The organism is Amycolatopsis sp. 195334CR (genome assembly GCF_017309385.1).
Taxonomy (GTDB): Bacteria; Actinomycetota; Actinomycetes; order Mycobacteriales; family Pseudonocardiaceae; genus Amycolatopsis.
Genome location: NZ_JAFJMJ010000001.1, coordinates 65,914 through 80,957, shown reverse-complemented (window position 1 = coordinate 80,957; position 15,044 = coordinate 65,914). Strand labels below are relative to the sequence as shown.

Here is a 15,044-nt window from a genome sequence, read left to right as displayed (position 1 = left end):
CACGCTGCGTGGCGGTGGCGAGTATGAGTGCTTCGGTTGAGCCGGGTGGGAGGTTCGGGTGAACGTGAGCGCGCCGCTGCTGGTGCAGGAACTGAAGCTGCTGCGGAAGGGGCGCGGGATTTCCGCCACCCAGCTCGGGCAGCGCGTGGGGCCGGCGTTGCGGGAGGTCTGCCAGATCTCCGAGCACGAGGACGTCGCGGAGATGCGGCGCAAGCTCACCGATCGGCTGCGCGCGCTGATCGCCCCGCTGCCCGCCGACCTGAACACGGTGGTGCTGGCCGCGATGGGCCTCCACGAGCAGGCGAGGAACCCGTTCTACCAGGAGCGCGTGCACTGGGCCGCACGCAAACTGGACCGCGACGACCGGACGATCCGCCGCCGCATCGACGAGGGCATCGAGCAGATCGCGGAACTCGCCTTCGCGCCGACCGCCACCGCACGCCCGGGGCAGCCGAGTCGCAGTTGGCACACCGAAAGCCTGCGGGTGACGCTGTCCCTGGACCAACCGGTGCCGGAAGCGTTCGAGTTCCGCCGCATCGTCGCCGACGCCGACGACATCACCGAGCTGGACCTCGCGCTGACTCTGACCCCGCCTGCCCACCGCAGCCATTCACCGCGGGAGGAGGACCTGCAGATCGACGTGTTCCACGGCGGGGTGATGGCGAGCCGGGTCCAGGAAACCAGCGACCGGGCCGGGCTGGCGCTGCGGTTGCCCGCACCACTGCGCCGCGGCGAACGGCACGACATCTCCCTGCGGTTCCGGGCCGCGCTGCGGTACCCGCACTACGTCTGCGTGCCGAGGCGTCCGGTCGAAGCCTTCGAACTGCACGTGCGATTCGCCAGGCCGATGCCCGCGGAGATTCAGCGCCTGGACCGGGTCTTCCAGGAAGACGCCAGGAACCACGGGGTCCACGGCGCGGTGCTGGAGCCCGACGGTTCCGGCGAGGTCCACGTCGAATTCCGTGACCTGGCACCGGGATTCGCCTACGGTGTGCGCTGGCAGGAACCCCTGCCGGACTGGACGATCGCGCGCGCCGGCTAGGGCGACAGGCTCGGATTCCCCCACGCCAGTTCCGGAGGCCTGCCCGGTCGGAGCGAGCCACCCGGTGAAACGCCGGGGCGTGACATTTCCAGGCGCAGCTTCAACGCCCCGGTGACATCGACGTCGACCGCCACCGGTTGGCCGTGGGCGGCCCGGTATTCCTGCCGCGGACTGCCGTCGAGATAGATGCGGAAGTGTCCGACCTGGAACGGTTCCTCGGCGTCGTCGAGCACGCCGGCGACCGCGGTCAGCCGCCGGTACTCGGCGCCCAGTTCGATTTCGACGAAGCCCAGCGACTCCACCTCACCGGAAAACGGTCGCAGCACGACGCTGTCCGCGTACGCCACGCCGTTGATGTACGCCGTGGCCGAGCGAACGTGCGCACTGCTCGCCAGCCAGGGCACGCCGTTCGCCAGCAACACCCGGTCGATCTTCCGCGACGGCGCACCGCCCCGCCACTCGCCGCGTTCGGGCATCGGATGCGGGCCCTGCCCGGTGATCGCCGCCAGCAACTCGGCCACTCCGTCGTCGGTGAAGCTCTCGACGTGGAACCTCGTGGTGGAGTAGGCGTTGAGGAACGTGGGGATGTCGTCGGCCGTCTGGCCGCGCAGCACCACGGGCAGGATGCGCTCCGTCGCGGCTCGCAGGTCCTTGGTCAGCTCGTTGCGGATCATCGCCGTTTCGAACTGCGAACCGCGGCCCTCGTGCGGCGGCGCCGCGCCGTCGGCCCGGCGCTTGTAGTCCGGGGAAGCGATCACCACCACGAAGTCCGCTTCGGTCAGCTGCTCGACGGCCCAGGCCGACCAGTCGCGGCGCAGGTTGTCGTACCACTGGTCCAGGTGCACGTCCAGGCCGACCTGCCTCCGCAGGAACCGCGCGAACAGTTCCACGCGTTTCTTGTGTTCCGGTGAATCGTGCGCGTAGGTGACGAACAATCGCGGTACTTTCTGGCCGGGCATCGGAACTCCCAGGTGATCGGCGCCTGCGTGGGGAACATTCTTTGCCACCGGGGAAGCGGCGGCCCACCGGTGGCGTGATCTGTCCAGATTCTGTCAAGTTTCTCGTCTGTTTCTCGCTGGCGACGACGACTTACGATCGGCCGATCCGATGATCGGTACCCCGAGGAGTGGCCGCGCCGGTGTACGAATACGACGTTTTCATCAGCTATCGGCGTGCGGACCACGTCGTGCCCGCGTGGGTGCACACGCACTTCCACCCGCGCTTGACCGAGATGCTGGATCTGCACCTCAGCCGCGAGGTGCGGGTGTTCTGCGACGAGCACGTCGGCGGTGGCGCCCGGTGGCCGGACCAGGTGCGAAAAGCCCTGTCCCACACCAGGATCCTGGTTCCGGTGTGCTCACCCAAGTACTTCTACGACGAGTGGTGCCTGGCGGAGTGGTACACCATGGCGAAGCGCGAGGAACTGGCCGGAACGGTGCGCAACCTGATCTACCCGGTGATCTTCTGCGACTCCAAGAACTTCCCCGACTGGGCACACGAGCGGCGGATGCAGGATTTCCGGCCGTGGGCCAAGTCCTACGAGCACTTCCAGTTCGCCCCGGCCTATCTCGACTTCCACGACGAAGTCACCCGCATCGCCGAAGAACTGGAGGAACTCATCGAACTGGCGCCGGAATGGCAACCCGACTGGCCGCTCCTCACCCCGACACCAGCCCCGCCGCCCGCGTCCCGGCTGCCGAGGTTCTGACGATGCCGGGCGCGGTGGTCACCTTCTACTCGTTCAAGGGCGGTGTCGGCCGCAGTTTCACGCTGGCCAACATCGCGGTCCTGCTCGCCCGCTGGGGCCACCGGGTGCTGTGCGTGGACTGGGATCTCGAAGCGCCCGGCCTGCCGGACTACTTCCAGCCGCTGCTGCGGGAGGAACCCGGCAGCGGGGTGATCGACCTGGTCGACGACTTCCTCGCGGACGTCTTCCGCCCGGAAAGGCGCGTCACGTCGCTGAAAACGGAAGGCACGCTGGACTTCATCGCCGCCGGCCGCGCGGACGCCGACTACGCGCCACGGGTCCAGGCCATCGACTGGGAAAGCCTGTACGACCAAGGCTTCGGCGACTACCTCGAGCAGTGCCGGGAGCGGTGGACCGCCGAGTACGACTACATCCTGCTGGACAGCCGCACCGGGATCTCCGACATCGGCGGCATCTGCACCGCGCACCTCCCGGACCAGCTGGTGGTGTTGTTCACCGCGAACATGCAGAGCCTGCGCGGTGCGCTCGACATAGCGCAGCGGGCCAACGCGGCGCGCGACCGCCTGCCGTTCGACCGGCCGCGGTTGCCGGTGCTGCCCGTGCTGTCCCGCTTCGACACCCGCGAGGAATACGACCGCTCGGAGAAGTGGCGCGAGACGAGCGTGAAGATGACCGAGGGCCTGTTCCACGATTGGCTCAACCGGGCCGTTCCGCCCGAGGTGATGGCCCGGCACCTCACCCTGCCCTACGTCTCCTACTGGACCTTCGGCGAGCAACTGCCGGTCCTGGTCGAGTCGAGCCCCGGCGCCGACCAGATCGGCTTCGCGCTGGAAACGCTGGCGGCGGTCGTCGCGCACCAGCTCGACCGCACCGACCTGCTGGCGGAGAACCGCGATGCCTTCGTCGCCTCGGCGCACACGGCGCCGCGCGACTTCCGCTACGAACTGCGGATCAGCACCCAGCGGTCCACTTTGGACTTCGTGAACGACCTGATCGGCGCACTGGAACTGCGGGGGCTGACGGTCGGGAAGTCCATGTCGGGTGACCGGTCCCTGCTCACCAAACGGGACGACGACGCCCGGCACCTCTGCCTGATCGTCGACCGGAAGGTGAGCCGGTGGCAGGAGGCCGAGGTCGAACTGTTCCTGCACCGGACGCTGGGGCAGAACCGGCGGCTCATCCCCGTGCTCACCGAGGACGCGGACCCCAACGCGCTCCCGGGTTACCTCGGGAACCTGCGTTACCTGCGGCTCGGGCGTTCCCGCGGCCCTGTCGAAGTGGCGCGTGACCTGGCCGGTCAGCTCAACGGCCACACCTCGCTCATCGACACGGGGGAGGTCGACCTCGTGAGCGTGCTCCGCGAGGTCGCGCGGGCCCAACTCCGCCCGGCGCTGTGGGAACTGGTCGACGAAGTCGTCCAGGACCTGGTGGTCGCGATCGGAGACGGCGACGCGGTGCGGGCGAAGGAACTCGCCGCCGACCTGACCATGGTCATCCGGCCACGGGCTTTCACTCGCGACGGCGGCTACCGCGCCGCGTCCGCGGCCACGACCAGGGAAATCGCCTTCGCCCTGCGGGTGCTCGAAGCCCGCGCGGGGCGGCGTGACTAGTCAGTTCCACCAATCACCGTGAAAGGGAGCAGGATGGCCGACCGATTGGGACACAAGCAAACCGCGGCGATGTTCACGCTGATGGTGCTCGCGCGCGAGGTGTCCAACCCGGAGTTGGACACCGTCGTGGGCTTCACGCTCACGGGCGAGGTCCGACGGCAGCTCAACGATCTCGGTTACGTCACCAGCAGGAAGGCCGGACGGTCCTACAGCCACGAGCTGACCGACAGCGGGTGGAACTGGTGCGAGCGGGAGATGGGGGTGAAGACGCCGCCGCCGAATTCGCGCAGCAACCTGATCAACGGCCTGTACGTGCTGCTCGGCGGTATCGACGAGTACCTGCGGCGGCAGGGGTTGCGGCTGAACCACTTGTTCACCCCCGAAGCGGTGCCGGCCGAGGACGACACCGAACGCCGGATCCAGGAGGCCTACCGGCAGCTGGCCGGTTCCACGCGGGAGTGGGTGGGGCTGGCCGACCTGCGGAAGAAGCTCGGTGGGGCAACACGGGAGAAGGTCGACGCGGTGCTGAAGGACCTGAGCGGCCGGGGCCGGTTGCACCTGGCGCCGGAGTCCAACCGCAAGGCCCTCACCGCCGCCGACCACGAGGCGGCGATCCGCGTCGGCGGTGATGACAACCATCTGCTCAAGATCGAGGTGCCGTGATGGACCAGCTGGCCGTGCTGTCGGCGCTGCACCTCGACTGGGCCGACACCCCCGACCACGTGTGGCGCGATTCGCCGTACCACGTCGACGGCCTGCACACCGACGTGCTGGCGGCGGTCGACGTGGGCATTCGCAGCGCCTTGGCCAGCGACGGACCCAGCCCGATCGGGCTCGTGCTCCAGGGGCAGAAGGGGGTCGGCAAGACGCACCTGCTGGGGTTGGTCCGCCGCCACGCGCACCGCGTCCGCGGCTACTTCTTCCTCAACGACCTCACCACCGGGGACGCCTTCTGGGACGACACCGCGCAGGCGCTGCGGCGCGGTCTGCTGCAACGGGACGATTCGGGCGTCTCGCAGCTGGTGAGCTTCCTCCGGCGGGTGTGCCTGAGCGCGAGCGTCAGCGGTGAGGTGATGGGGCGCATCGTGAACGGGCGCGGGCTCACCAGGGACGACGTCGACGAGTTCCTCGTCGGGCTGCGCCGGCTCGACCGGGCGGTGGCCGTCGAATGCGCTGACGTGGCGCGAGCGCTGGTGCTCTACGCGAGCGACGACACGGCCACCAGCGACGTCGCGGACTACTACCTCGACGGCTCCGACGAGTACAAGGCGGGTGAGCGGCGGAAATGGGGTATCCGCCGCTCACCCAAGCCGGCCATGGGCCAGGTGCAGGACATCACCCGGTTGCTGGCGCTGACCGGCCCGATCGTGATCGGCGTCGACCAGCTCGACACGCTGATCGCGTACTCCGCCCAGCGCGCGCAGGACGCCGGTGGTGAGCAGGTGCTGGTGGCGCAGATCGCCGACGGCCTGATGCGGTTGCGCGAGGTGACCCACCGGACCATGACGGTGCTGATGTGCCTGCCCACCACCTGGATGCACCTCAAGGCCCAGGCGGCGGACACGGTGCCGGACCGGTTCCGCGAATCGTTGACGCTCGGCCGGGTGCCGACCGCCGAACTGGGCCGCGCGCTGGTGGAGAAGCGGCTCGGCGTGGCGTTCCAGGCGGTCGGGTTCACGCCACCGCACCCGACGTGGCCGATCGCGGCGTCGGCGTTCGAGGGGGTCTGGGAGCAGTGGACGCCGCGCGAGCTGCTGAAACGGATCGGCGCGCACATCGACGGCTGCCTGCGTGCCGGGGTGGTCACCGAGCTGGCCTCGTTCGACGGCCAGCCGCCGGTTTCACCGCGCCCCGTGGCGGTACCGGACCACTTCGACGAACTGGACAAGAAGTTCGAGAAGTTGCGTGCGGAAGCCGATCCGTCGACGTTGCTCAACCAGCACACCGAGGACGAAGTCATGCCGGTCCTGCTCTCGGCGGCGTTGCGGGGGTGGATCACCGAGGTCGGCAACGACGACGTGGAGTGGAATCGTCCGCCGCAGGATGGGGAGGGGCATCTGCACGCGTGGCTCACCAGGACGCTCGACGAGGCATCGGATCTGGAGGAGCACTGGGCTTTCCGGTCGATCTCCGCGCCGCATCCCATCTCCGTGCTGCACCGGTTGCGGAAAGCGCGTTCGGCGGTGGGACTGCGCCAGGGGGCGGAAAATCGCCACCTGATCCTGATCCGCAACGCGAAGTGGTCGAAGGGCGTGAAGACGCAGGCGGAGCTGAAGGCGTTCGAGGATGCGGGTGGCAAGCCCCTCAAGCTCTCCGACGAGGACATGCGCACGTTCTGGGCGCTCGACAAGATGTTCGCCGAGAGCGGGGCGGAGCTGCACGAGTGGCTGGTCGATCGGCGGCCGGCGGGGAAGTCGGGGCTGTTGTCGGCGGTGTTGCCCGACGTGTCCACAGAGGACCGGAGGAACGGGGCGCAGCCGCCGCCCGCCGGGGACGAGATCACCCTGGGCACGGTGGTCGGCACCGGGGAGCCGGTGCGGCTGGACCTCGCCGCGCTGCGCAAGCACGCCGCGGTGTTCGCCGGTTCGGGGTCGGGGAAAACCGTGCTGCTGCGGCGGATCGTGGAGGAATGCGCGTTGCGCGGGGTGTCCGCGATCGTGCTGGACCCGAACAACGACCTCGCGCGCCTCGGTGACGCGTGGCCGAGCCCACCCGCGGGGTGGGGGCCGGGCGACGCCGCGCTGGCCGAGCGGTACCTGGCGGACACGGACGTGGTGGTGTGGACACCCGGCCGGGCGACCGGCAGGCCGTTGGCCTTCCAGCCGTTGCCGGACTTCGAAGGCGTGCTGACCGACCAGGACGAATTCGACGCGGCGGTCGAGGTGGCGGTGGCGACGCTGGCTCCCCAGGCGCGGCTCACCGGAAACACGGCGAAGGTGAAGATCGGCCTCGCGGTGCTGCGGCAGGCGGTGGTGCACCACGCCCGCACCGGTTCGCGCAGCCTGCCCACGTTGATCGAGTTGCTCGGCGACCTGCCGGAGGGGGTCAGCAACCTCAACGGCGCGCCGCGCATCGCCGCGGACCTGGCCGAGGTGCTCAAGGCGGCCATGGTCAACGACCCGCTGCTGGCGGGCACCGGCACGGCGGTCGACCCGGGCAGCCTGCTCACGCCGGCGGCGGGCAAGCGCGCCAGGGTGTCGGTGATCAGCTTCATCGGCCTGCCGGCGGAAGAGCAGCGGCAGAACTTCGTGAACCAGCTGCAGATGGAGTTGTTCGCGTGGATCAAGCGGAACCCGGCGGGGGACCGGCCGCTCGGTGCGCTGTTCGTGATGGACGAGGCGCAGACGCTCGCCGCGTCCGGCAGCCTGACCGCGAGCACGCGGAGCACGATCGTGCTGGCTTCGCAGGCCAGGAAGTACGGGCTGGGGTTGTTGTTCGCCACGCAGGCGCCGAAGGGCCTGCACAACCAGGTGACGGGCAACGCGATGACCCAGTTCTTCGGCAGGCTGAACAGCCCGGCGCAGATCGCCGCGGCCAACGAACTCGCGCGCGCGAAGGGCAGTCCGGTGGCGGACATCTCGCGCCTGGAACGCGCCCAGTTCTACGTTTCGGGGGAGGCCTTCGGGTTTCGTCAGGTCGCTACGCCGCTGTGTCTGACCCACCACCCGTCGAACCCGCTGCGCATCGAAGACGTACTCGGCCGAGCACGTCCAACCGAAGAAGACGACGACTGACTCAGGCAGCGCGCTGGGCGAGGTACGCCAAGTGGTGTGAGGTGCTCAGCGCGACGTGCCTGCTCTTGTCGCCGAATTTGCCGTCCCGGCCCGTCGCCGCGGCGGAGAACTCTCGGTCGCCCCAGGAGAAGTCGGAACCGGAGTAGCTGTCGCTGTCGACCAGGTGGCGGCACACCTCCCGGAACGCGTGGGCTACCGAGGACTCGGTCTGCTCGTCCTCGCTGATGGGCTCGCGCAGGTACAACCACCGGCGGCGACAGGTGTACTTCACGTTGACGTGCTTGCTGCGAAAGCCGTGCCCAATCGATGCGGCTCGACTTGACGCGCAGGGCGCCACCCGCGGTCAGTTCGTCACCGAGGCGGCCGATCGCGCGAGGTAGATCATCGGGCATGTTGCCGTGCGCCACCGGGATGAACCGCACCGGGTAGTTCGTGTCGAGCAAGTCCTCCGGATCGGACAACCGGTCGGCCAGGGCGTGCAGCGTCCCGATCGGGCCGCGGCCGGAAGGTGAGGCGGGCACGTCCGCCGCGTCGATCATGACAATCCGGCCGAGCCGGTTGATCCCGCCGTGCCGTCGAATCGGACTAGCGATTGGACGCCGCGCAGTTGCTCGCTCTGGTGCAGGGCTTCGACCGCGCGGGCTCCACCGCGTTTGGCGTGCAACGCGATCAGAGCATCGAAGTCCACCGCTGGCCCGAAGATCGAACTCGCCATCGTGGTCGCGCTCGGTGATGGGTGGGTTCACCGGGTCGGGAAAATGGTTGACCCGGGTGCCCGTTGTCGCTGGTGTCCTCGTTCGTCACCCTGAGGCGTCCCGCCGCCGTGTGAGAGGAACGTTGCTGTGTCGTCCGAGTTCCAGAGACGCAAGATCGCCGGGGTGTTCCACGCGATGGACGCCAACTCCGACGGCCTGCTCGAGGAGGCCGACTTCGAGGCGCTCACCGCGCGCTGGCTGGCCGTGCGCGACCGCGATCCCGAGCGCGACGCGCTCCTCCGCACCATCATGATGGGCTGGTGGTCCACCCTGCTGAACACCTCGGACCGCAACCGCGACAACAAGGTCACCCTCGACGAGGTGCTGCTCGTGGTGGACCGGCTCGGCTCGATGGCCGACGTGGTGGCGGGCACCGCGCGCGCCATGTTCGAGGCCATCGACGAGAACGGCGACGGTGAAATCGCCGCCGACGAGTACCGCAGGCTCATCGAAGCCTGGAGCGGCGAGCAAGTCGACACCGACGAGGTCTTCCCCCTGCTCGACGCCGACGGCGACGGGCGGATCTCCAAGGCGGAGTTCGCCGAGCTGTGGACCGAGTTCTGGGCCGGTGACGACCCGGAGGCCCCCGGGACCTGGGTGTTCGGCCGGTTCGACCTGCCGGTCGGGCAGAACTAGCGGCGCCAGGCGGTACGGCGCTTGCGCAGGTCCAGCAGCAGCGCGAAGACGATGCCGATCGCGATGGCGACCAGCCAGATGTCCTCCATCGCGTTGCGGTGGTTGCCGATCAGCATCACCAGCAGCGCGGCCGCGCTGAGCCAGCCGGCGAGCCGGGTGGCCTTCGGGAACGTGCCGTGCCAGCCCCACTCGGCCGACGGCTCGTCGCGCGGGTCGACCTGGTTCGCCCGCTTCTCGACCGCCTTGCTCGCCACGATCACTCCTCCACCCACGCTGATTCCGGCACCCGCGATGATCCCACACCGCGCCGGGCACCCCGCGCCCGGAGTCCGCGATAATCGTCCGCGATGACTACTTCGCGCAGCCTCCTCGTGCTCGGTTCCACCGGATCGATCGGCACCCAGGCCCTCGACGTCGCCGAGCGCAACCCCGGCCTGTTCCGGGTGGCCGGGCTCGCCGCGGGCGGCTCCGACCCGGCGCTGCTCGCCGCGCAGGCGATCGCCCACCAGGTCGAGGCCATCGCGGTGATCAAGCCGACCGCGGTGGAGGATCTGCAGCTCGCGCTGTACGCCGAGGCCCAGCGCCGGGGCTACTCGCGCGGTGAGTACCGCCTGCCGCGCATCTACGCGGGCGTCGATTCTGTGACCGAACTCATCGCGAGCGTCCCGGTCGACGTGGTGCTCAACGGCATGCCCGGCTCCCAGGGCCTCGCCCCGACGCTGCGTGCGCTGGAGACCGGCGCCACGCTCGCGCTGGCCAACAAGGAGTCGCTGATCGCGGGCGGCCCGCTGGTCCTCGCCGCGGCCAAGCCGGGTCAGCTGGTCCCGGTCGACTCCGAGCACTCGGCACTGGCGCAGGCCCTGCGCGGCGGCCGGGCCGAGGAGGTCTCGAAGCTGGTGCTGACCGCCTCCGGCGGCCCGTTCCGCGGCCGTCCGCGCCACGAGCTCGAGAACGTCACCGTGGAGCAGGCCCTGGCGCACCCGAACTGGGCGATGGGCCCGGTGATCACCATCAACTCGGCGACCCTGGTGAACAAGGGGCTGGAGCTGATCGAGGCGCAGCTGCTGTTCGGCGTGCCCTACGCCGACATCGACGTGGTGGTGCACCCGCAGTCCATCGTGCACTCGATGGTCACCTTCACCGACGGCTCCACCCTGGCCCAGGCGAGCCCGCCGGACATGCGGCTGCCGATCGCGCTGGCGCTGAACTGGCCGGACCGGGTGCCCGGCGCGGCCTCGGCCTGCGACTTCACCCAGGCCGCCGCGTGGACCTTCGAACCGCTGGACAACACCGCCTTCCCGGCGGTCGAACTGGCCAGGAGCGCGGGGCTGGCCGGCGGCTGCGTCCCGGCCGTCTTCAACGCGGCGAACGAGGAGATGGTGGCGGCTTTCCGCGCGCAGAACGCCCGCTTCACCTCCATCGTGGACACTGTTGCCCAGGTGGTGGACGCCGCCGACGACTGGCGGCGCGAACCCCGCGACGTCGAAGACGTGCTAGCCGCGGAACAGTGGGCCCGCGCCCGCGCCGCGGAGATCAACCGGGCCGGAGGGAAGTAGGGCGTGCTCGCCTACATTTTCGGAGTGGCGCTGTTCGCGCTGGGCATCTGCGTTTCGGTGGCCCTGCACGAGGCGGGCCACATGCTCACCGCCAAGGCCTTCGGCATGAAGGTGCGGCGGTACTTCGTCGGCTTCGGGCCGACGGTCTTCTCCTTCCGCCGCGGGGAGACCGAGTACGGCCTGAAGGCGATCCCGCTCGGTGGTTTCTGCGACATCGCCGGCATGACCGCGCTCGACGAGGTCACCCCGGACGAGGCGCCGCGCGCGATGTGGCGGCAGAAGACCTGGAAGCGCACCGTGGTGATGGCCGCGGGCTCGGTGACGCACTTCATCCTCGGCTTCGTGGTGCTCTACCTGATGGCGATCACCATGGGCCTGCCCAACCTGGAGCGGAACCCGGCGCCGGTGGTCGGCGCGGTCTCGCAGTGCGTGCGCGACGCGGCCACCCTGCAGGAGAACAACAACCCGGTCTGCCAGCCCGGCGACCGCGCGCCCGCGCTCGAAGCGGGCATGCTGGCCGGCGACCAGATCCTCTCCATCAACGGCACCGCCACCCCGACCTGGGACGACATGCTCAAGGCGATCGGCGCGGCGGGCGGCCCGACCCCGATCGAGGTCAAGCGCGGCGACCAGACCCTGGTGCTCAACGTCGACGTGCCGAAGCTGGTCCGGCCCAAGGCCGACGGCACCGGCACCGAGATGCGCGGGGCGATCGGCGCGGCGAAGCAGGACGACTCGGTGCTGCACTACGGCCCGATCGCGGCGATCGGCGGCGCGGCCACCTTCACCGGGGACATGTTCGTCCAGACCTGGCAGCGGATCGTCGAGTTCCCGCAGCGCATCCCGGCGGTGGTCGAGTCGATCTTCGGCGCCGAGCGCGATCCGGAGACGCCGATGAGCGTGGTCGGCGCGAGCCGGATCGGCGGGGAGGCGGTCGAGCACGGGCTGTGGGAGATCTTCCTGCTGCTGCTGGCCAGCCTGAACTTCTTCGTCGGCGTGTTCAACCTGCTCCCGCTGCTGCCGATGGACGGCGGGCACATCGCCATCGTCTGGTACGAGCGGGTCCGGGACTTCTTCCGCAAGCTGCGCGGCAAGGCCGCCGGCGGCCCGGTGGACTACACAAAGTTGTCCGCCGTCACGATGGTGTTGGTTTTCCTCGGCGGCGCGGTGGTCCTGCTCACCGTGACAGCCGACATCGTGAACCCCATCCGCATCATGTCCAACTAGAAAACCCCAGTTCAGGGGCTTGCGATACGCCATCCGACGCCCGCACTCGGCTGCTGCCGGGTGCGGGCGCGCCGGTATCGTGTGGGGTGTCATAGCCGCTGAGGATTCGCAGAGGAATCGATGACAGTCGCGCTTGGAATGCCCGCCCTGCCCCCGCCCGTGCTCGCCGAGCGCCGCAGGACCCGACAACTGCAGGTGGGTCCGGTGGGCGTCGGCAGCGCGCACCCGATCTCGGTGCAGTCGATGACCACCACGCTGACCGCCGACGTGAACGCGACCCTGCAGCAGATCGCCGAGCTGACCGCCGCCGGGTGCGACATCGTCCGCGTTGCCTGCCCGAGCGCCGACGACGCCGAGGCGCTGCCCGCGATCGCCAAGAAGTCGCAGATCCCGGTGATCGCCGACATCCACTTCCAGCCGAAGTACGTCTTCGCCGCGATCGAGGCCGGGTGTGCCGCGGTCCGGGTCAACCCGGGCAACATCCGCAAGTTCGACGACCAGGTCAAGGAGATCGCGCAGGCGGCGAAGGACCACAACACGCCGATCCGGATCGGCGTGAACGCGGGTTCGCTGGACAAGCGGATCATGGACAAGCACGGCAAGGCCACGCCCGAGGCACTGGCCGAGTCGGCGCTGTGGGAGGCGTCGCTGTTCGCCGAGCACGACTTCCACGACATCAAGATCTCGGTCAAGCACAACGACCCGGTGGTCATGGTGCGGGCCTACGAGCTGCTGGCCGAGCAGTGCGACTACCCGCTGCACCTCGGCGTGACCGAGGCCGGTCCGGCGTTCCAGGGCACGATCAAGTCGGCGGTGGCCTTCGGCGCGCTGCTGCGGCAGGGCATCGGCGACACCATCCGCGTGTCGCTGTCCGCGCCGCCGGTCGAAGAGGTCAAGGTCGGTATCCAGATCCTGCAGTCGCTGAACCTCAAGGAGCGGAAGCTGGAGATCGTCTCCTGCCCGTCCTGCGGGCGGGCGCAGGTGGACGTCTACACGCTCGCCGAGCAGGTCACCGCCGGTCTCGAGGGCATGGAGGTGCCGCTGCGGGTCGCGGTGATGGGTTGCGTGGTCAACGGGCCGGGTGAGGCGCGCGAGGCCGACCTCGGCGTGGCGTCCGGCAACGGCAAGGGCCAGATCTTCGTCAAGGGCGAGGTCATCAAGACCGTGCCCGAGCACGCGATCGTGGAGACGCTGATCGAAGAGGCCATGCGCATCGCCGAGGAATCGGGCGAGACCGCGGGCGCGGGCGAGCCGACCGTCACCGTCGGCTAGGCACCGCCCATCGGCAAGACCCATCGGGTGGCGCCCAGGGTTTACGCTGGTCAGGTGACTGACCAGTGGGCCTCCCGGCCGCCGCACCCCGCCTTGCGGCAGGTGGTGCGGCGGTACATCGGGTACCGCCAGGACGGTGTCACGCTGTCCGTGCACCGCGGGCTGCCGTCGCGGTCGGTCACGCTGATCATCAGCCTGGCCGAGCCGATCCGGCTGGTCGCCGGGCCGGGCACCGAGCACGGGCCGCTGCACCGGCACTGCGTGGTCGGCGGCCTGCACCTGGGACCGGTGCTCATCGAACAGGATTCGTACCAGCAGGGCCTGCACCTCGAGCTGAACCCGCTCGGCGTGCGGGCCCTGCTCGGCGTTTCGGCCACCGAACTGGCCTCGACCACGATCGACGCCGGTGAGCTGCCCGTGCCGTGGGCGCGCGACCTGCCCGCGCGGCTGCGGGAACTGCCGGACTGGGAGGCGCGGTTCGAGCTGATGGACCGCGAGCTGGCCGCGGCGCTCGCCCCGGTCACGCTGGTCTCGGAGATCCAGTGGGCGTGGCGCTCGATGCTCGCCGGGCACGGCGGGGTGGGCGTGACCGCGCTGGCCGGGGAGATCGGCTGGAGCCGGCGGCACTTCAGCGAACGGTTCGCGCGCGAGGTCGGCGTCTCGCCGAAGCAGGCCGCGCGGCTGATGCGGTTCGAACGCAGCGGTGACCTGCTGCGGAGCGGCGGTTGGCGCAGCCTCGCCGACGTCGCGGCCCTGGCGGGGTACTACGACCAGGCGCACATGACGAACGAATGGCGCACGATGGCCGGGTGCCCGCCGAGCACGTGGATCGCCGAGGAGCTCCCGTTTCTCCAAGACGGCGGGGCGGGCTCGTTCGCAGACTGAGTGCCATGAGCGAACAGAACGGTCCGGGCGTGTGGCCCGGTTTGAAGTACGACGACGCCGAAGCCGCCAGGGTGTTCCTGACCGAGGTGTTCGGGTTCACCGAGACGATGACCGTGCGCGGGGAGGACGGGGTGTCGATCGCGCACGGGGAGCTGAGGTGGCCCGAGGGCGGCGGGGTCATGTACGGCTCGATGCTCGACGAGACCGGCCTGCCCAGGCCGTCGGCCGGGAGCCAGTGGCTGTACGTGGTGACCGCCGACCCCGACGCCGTGCACCGGCGCGCGGCCGAGCAGGGCGCCAAGGTCCTGACCGAGCCGACCGAGACCGACTACGGCTCGCGCAACGTGACGATCGCCGATCCGGAGGGCAACGTCTGGACCTTCGGCACCTACGCCGGAGCCTAAGTGGTCACCACCGGAAGTCCTTCGCGGCTCTCGGCGGCCCAGCTTCCCGCTGGACGCACCGCGCCAAGGCCCGAGTACGCCTCGGTACGAGGGCCTCGGCGCGGCACGCCCAGCGGAAACCTGAATCCACCGATACCCACGGAGGATTTCCGGTGGCGACCACAGACCAGGGCCGAGAGGGTGAAACCGGCCGCCGCGCGCGGCCGGTTCACTTT

14 protein-coding genes are annotated in these 15,044 nt (G+C 69.7%); 11 read left to right on the top strand and 3 right to left on the bottom strand.

The window, feature by feature from the left end; all coding sequences use genetic code 11:
• The first annotated feature begins 58 nt into the window (after positions 1 to 58).
• Positions 59 to 1,042 (top strand): hypothetical protein, encoded by a 984-nt coding sequence (locus JYK18_RS00405; RefSeq protein ID WP_307795733.1) that lies wholly within the window; start codon positions 59 to 61, stop codon positions 1,040 to 1,042.
• Here JYK18_RS00405 and JYK18_RS00400 read toward each other — a convergent pair.
• On the bottom strand, positions 1,039 to 2,001 hold the full coding sequence (locus JYK18_RS00400; protein WP_206799014.1) for an SEFIR domain-containing protein: 963 nt from the start codon (positions 1,999 to 2,001) through the stop codon (positions 1,039 to 1,041). The two genes, JYK18_RS00405 and JYK18_RS00400, sit on opposite strands and share 4 nt — an antisense overlap.
• A gap of 179 nt (positions 2,002 to 2,180) precedes the next feature.
• Here JYK18_RS00400 and JYK18_RS00395 point away from each other — a divergent pair, with 179 nt between their 5' ends.
• The 4 genes from JYK18_RS00395 to JYK18_RS00380 are packed head-to-tail and all read left to right on the top strand — an operon-like array spanning position 2,181 to position 8,094.
• Positions 2,181 to 2,750 carry a toll/interleukin-1 receptor domain-containing protein gene (locus JYK18_RS00395; RefSeq protein WP_206799012.1) on the top strand — a complete coding sequence of 190 codons (570 nt, stop codon included), beginning with the start codon at positions 2,181 to 2,183 and terminating at the stop codon, positions 2,748 to 2,750.
• 2 nt (positions 2,751 to 2,752) lie between these two features.
• Positions 2,753 to 4,360, top strand: a complete 1,608-nt coding sequence (locus JYK18_RS00390; RefSeq protein ID WP_206799011.1) for a KGGVGR-motif variant AAA ATPase — start codon at positions 2,753 to 2,755, stop codon at positions 4,358 to 4,360.
• A gap of 33 nt (positions 4,361 to 4,393) precedes the next feature.
• Positions 4,394 to 5,023, top strand: a complete 630-nt coding sequence (locus JYK18_RS00385; RefSeq protein ID WP_206799010.1) for a hypothetical protein — start codon at positions 4,394 to 4,396, stop codon at positions 5,021 to 5,023.
• Positions 5,023 to 8,094, top strand: coding sequence for a helicase HerA domain-containing protein (locus JYK18_RS00380; RefSeq protein WP_206799006.1), 3,072 nt, complete (start codon positions 5,023 to 5,025; stop codon positions 8,092 to 8,094). The genes JYK18_RS00385 and JYK18_RS00380 overlap by 1 nt, the downstream gene beginning before the upstream one ends.
• 1 nt (position 8,095) lies before the next feature.
• Here the strand turns inward: JYK18_RS00380 and JYK18_RS00375 are convergent, their stop codons facing one another.
• Positions 8,096 to 8,365, bottom strand: coding sequence for a hypothetical protein (locus tag JYK18_RS00375; protein ID WP_206799002.1), 270 nt, complete (start codon positions 8,363 to 8,365; stop codon positions 8,096 to 8,098).
• A gap of 571 nt (positions 8,366 to 8,936) precedes the next feature.
• Between JYK18_RS00375 and JYK18_RS00370 the strand changes: the two genes are divergently transcribed.
• Entirely contained in the window at positions 8,937 to 9,485 is a 549-nt protein-coding gene (locus JYK18_RS00370) for an EF-hand domain-containing protein (RefSeq protein WP_307795731.1), read from the top strand.
• Here JYK18_RS00370 and JYK18_RS00365 read toward each other — a convergent pair.
• Positions 9,482 to 9,739, bottom strand: coding sequence for a DUF2631 domain-containing protein (locus JYK18_RS00365; RefSeq protein ID WP_153030371.1), 258 nt, complete (start codon positions 9,737 to 9,739; stop codon positions 9,482 to 9,484). The two genes, JYK18_RS00370 and JYK18_RS00365, sit on opposite strands and share 4 nt — an antisense overlap.
• Before the next feature lie 93 nt (positions 9,740 to 9,832).
• On the opposite strand from JYK18_RS00365, the gene dxr reads away from it, so the two are divergent.
• From dxr to JYK18_RS00340, 5 genes are all read left to right on the top strand, one after another.
• Entirely contained in the window at positions 9,833 to 11,041 is a 1,209-nt protein-coding gene (gene dxr, locus JYK18_RS00360) for a 1-deoxy-D-xylulose-5-phosphate reductoisomerase (protein WP_206798995.1), read from the top strand.
• A 3-nt stretch (positions 11,042 to 11,044) separates the two neighbouring features.
• Positions 11,045 to 12,268, top strand: a complete 1,224-nt coding sequence (locus tag JYK18_RS00355) for an RIP metalloprotease (protein ID WP_206798992.1) — start codon at positions 11,045 to 11,047, stop codon at positions 12,266 to 12,268.
• A gap of 120 nt (positions 12,269 to 12,388) precedes the next feature.
• The gene (gene ispG, locus JYK18_RS00350) at positions 12,389 to 13,540 is read left to right on the top strand and encodes a flavodoxin-dependent (E)-4-hydroxy-3-methylbut-2-enyl-diphosphate synthase (RefSeq protein WP_206798991.1); all 1,152 of its coding nucleotides are present in this window, start codon (positions 12,389 to 12,391) and stop codon (positions 13,538 to 13,540) included.
• A 54-nt stretch (positions 13,541 to 13,594) separates the two neighbouring features.
• Positions 13,595 to 14,425, top strand: a complete 831-nt coding sequence (locus JYK18_RS00345; RefSeq protein WP_206798986.1) for an AraC family transcriptional regulator — start codon at positions 13,595 to 13,597, stop codon at positions 14,423 to 14,425.
• A 5-nt stretch (positions 14,426 to 14,430) separates the two neighbouring features.
• Positions 14,431 to 14,829, top strand: a complete 399-nt coding sequence (locus JYK18_RS00340) for a VOC family protein (protein ID WP_206798984.1) — start codon at positions 14,431 to 14,433, stop codon at positions 14,827 to 14,829.
• Positions 14,830 to 15,044: the final 215 nt, after the last annotated feature.

What these genes read in the sequence shown, in the direction of transcription:
- JYK18_RS00400 (WP_206799014.1), bottom strand. Translation starts at nt 2,001, where the DNA reads ATGCCCGGCCAGAAAGTACCGCGATTGTTCGTCACCTACGCGCACGAT.
- JYK18_RS00390 (WP_206799011.1), top strand. Translation starts at nt 2,753, where the DNA reads ATGCCGGGCGCGGTGGTCACCTTCTACTCGTTCAAGGGCGGTGTCGGC.
- JYK18_RS00385 (WP_206799010.1), top strand. Translation starts at nt 4,394, where the DNA reads ATGGCCGACCGATTGGGACACAAGCAAACCGCGGCGATGTTCACGCTG.
- JYK18_RS00380 (WP_206799006.1), top strand. Translation starts at nt 5,023, where the DNA reads ATGGACCAGCTGGCCGTGCTGTCGGCGCTGCACCTCGACTGGGCCGAC.
- dxr (WP_206798995.1), top strand. Translation starts at nt 9,833, where the DNA reads ATGACTACTTCGCGCAGCCTCCTCGTGCTCGGTTCCACCGGATCGATC.
- ispG (WP_206798991.1), top strand. Translation starts at nt 12,389, where the DNA reads ATGACAGTCGCGCTTGGAATGCCCGCCCTGCCCCCGCCCGTGCTCGCC.
- JYK18_RS00340 (WP_206798984.1), top strand. Translation starts at nt 14,431, where the DNA reads ATGAGCGAACAGAACGGTCCGGGCGTGTGGCCCGGTTTGAAGTACGAC.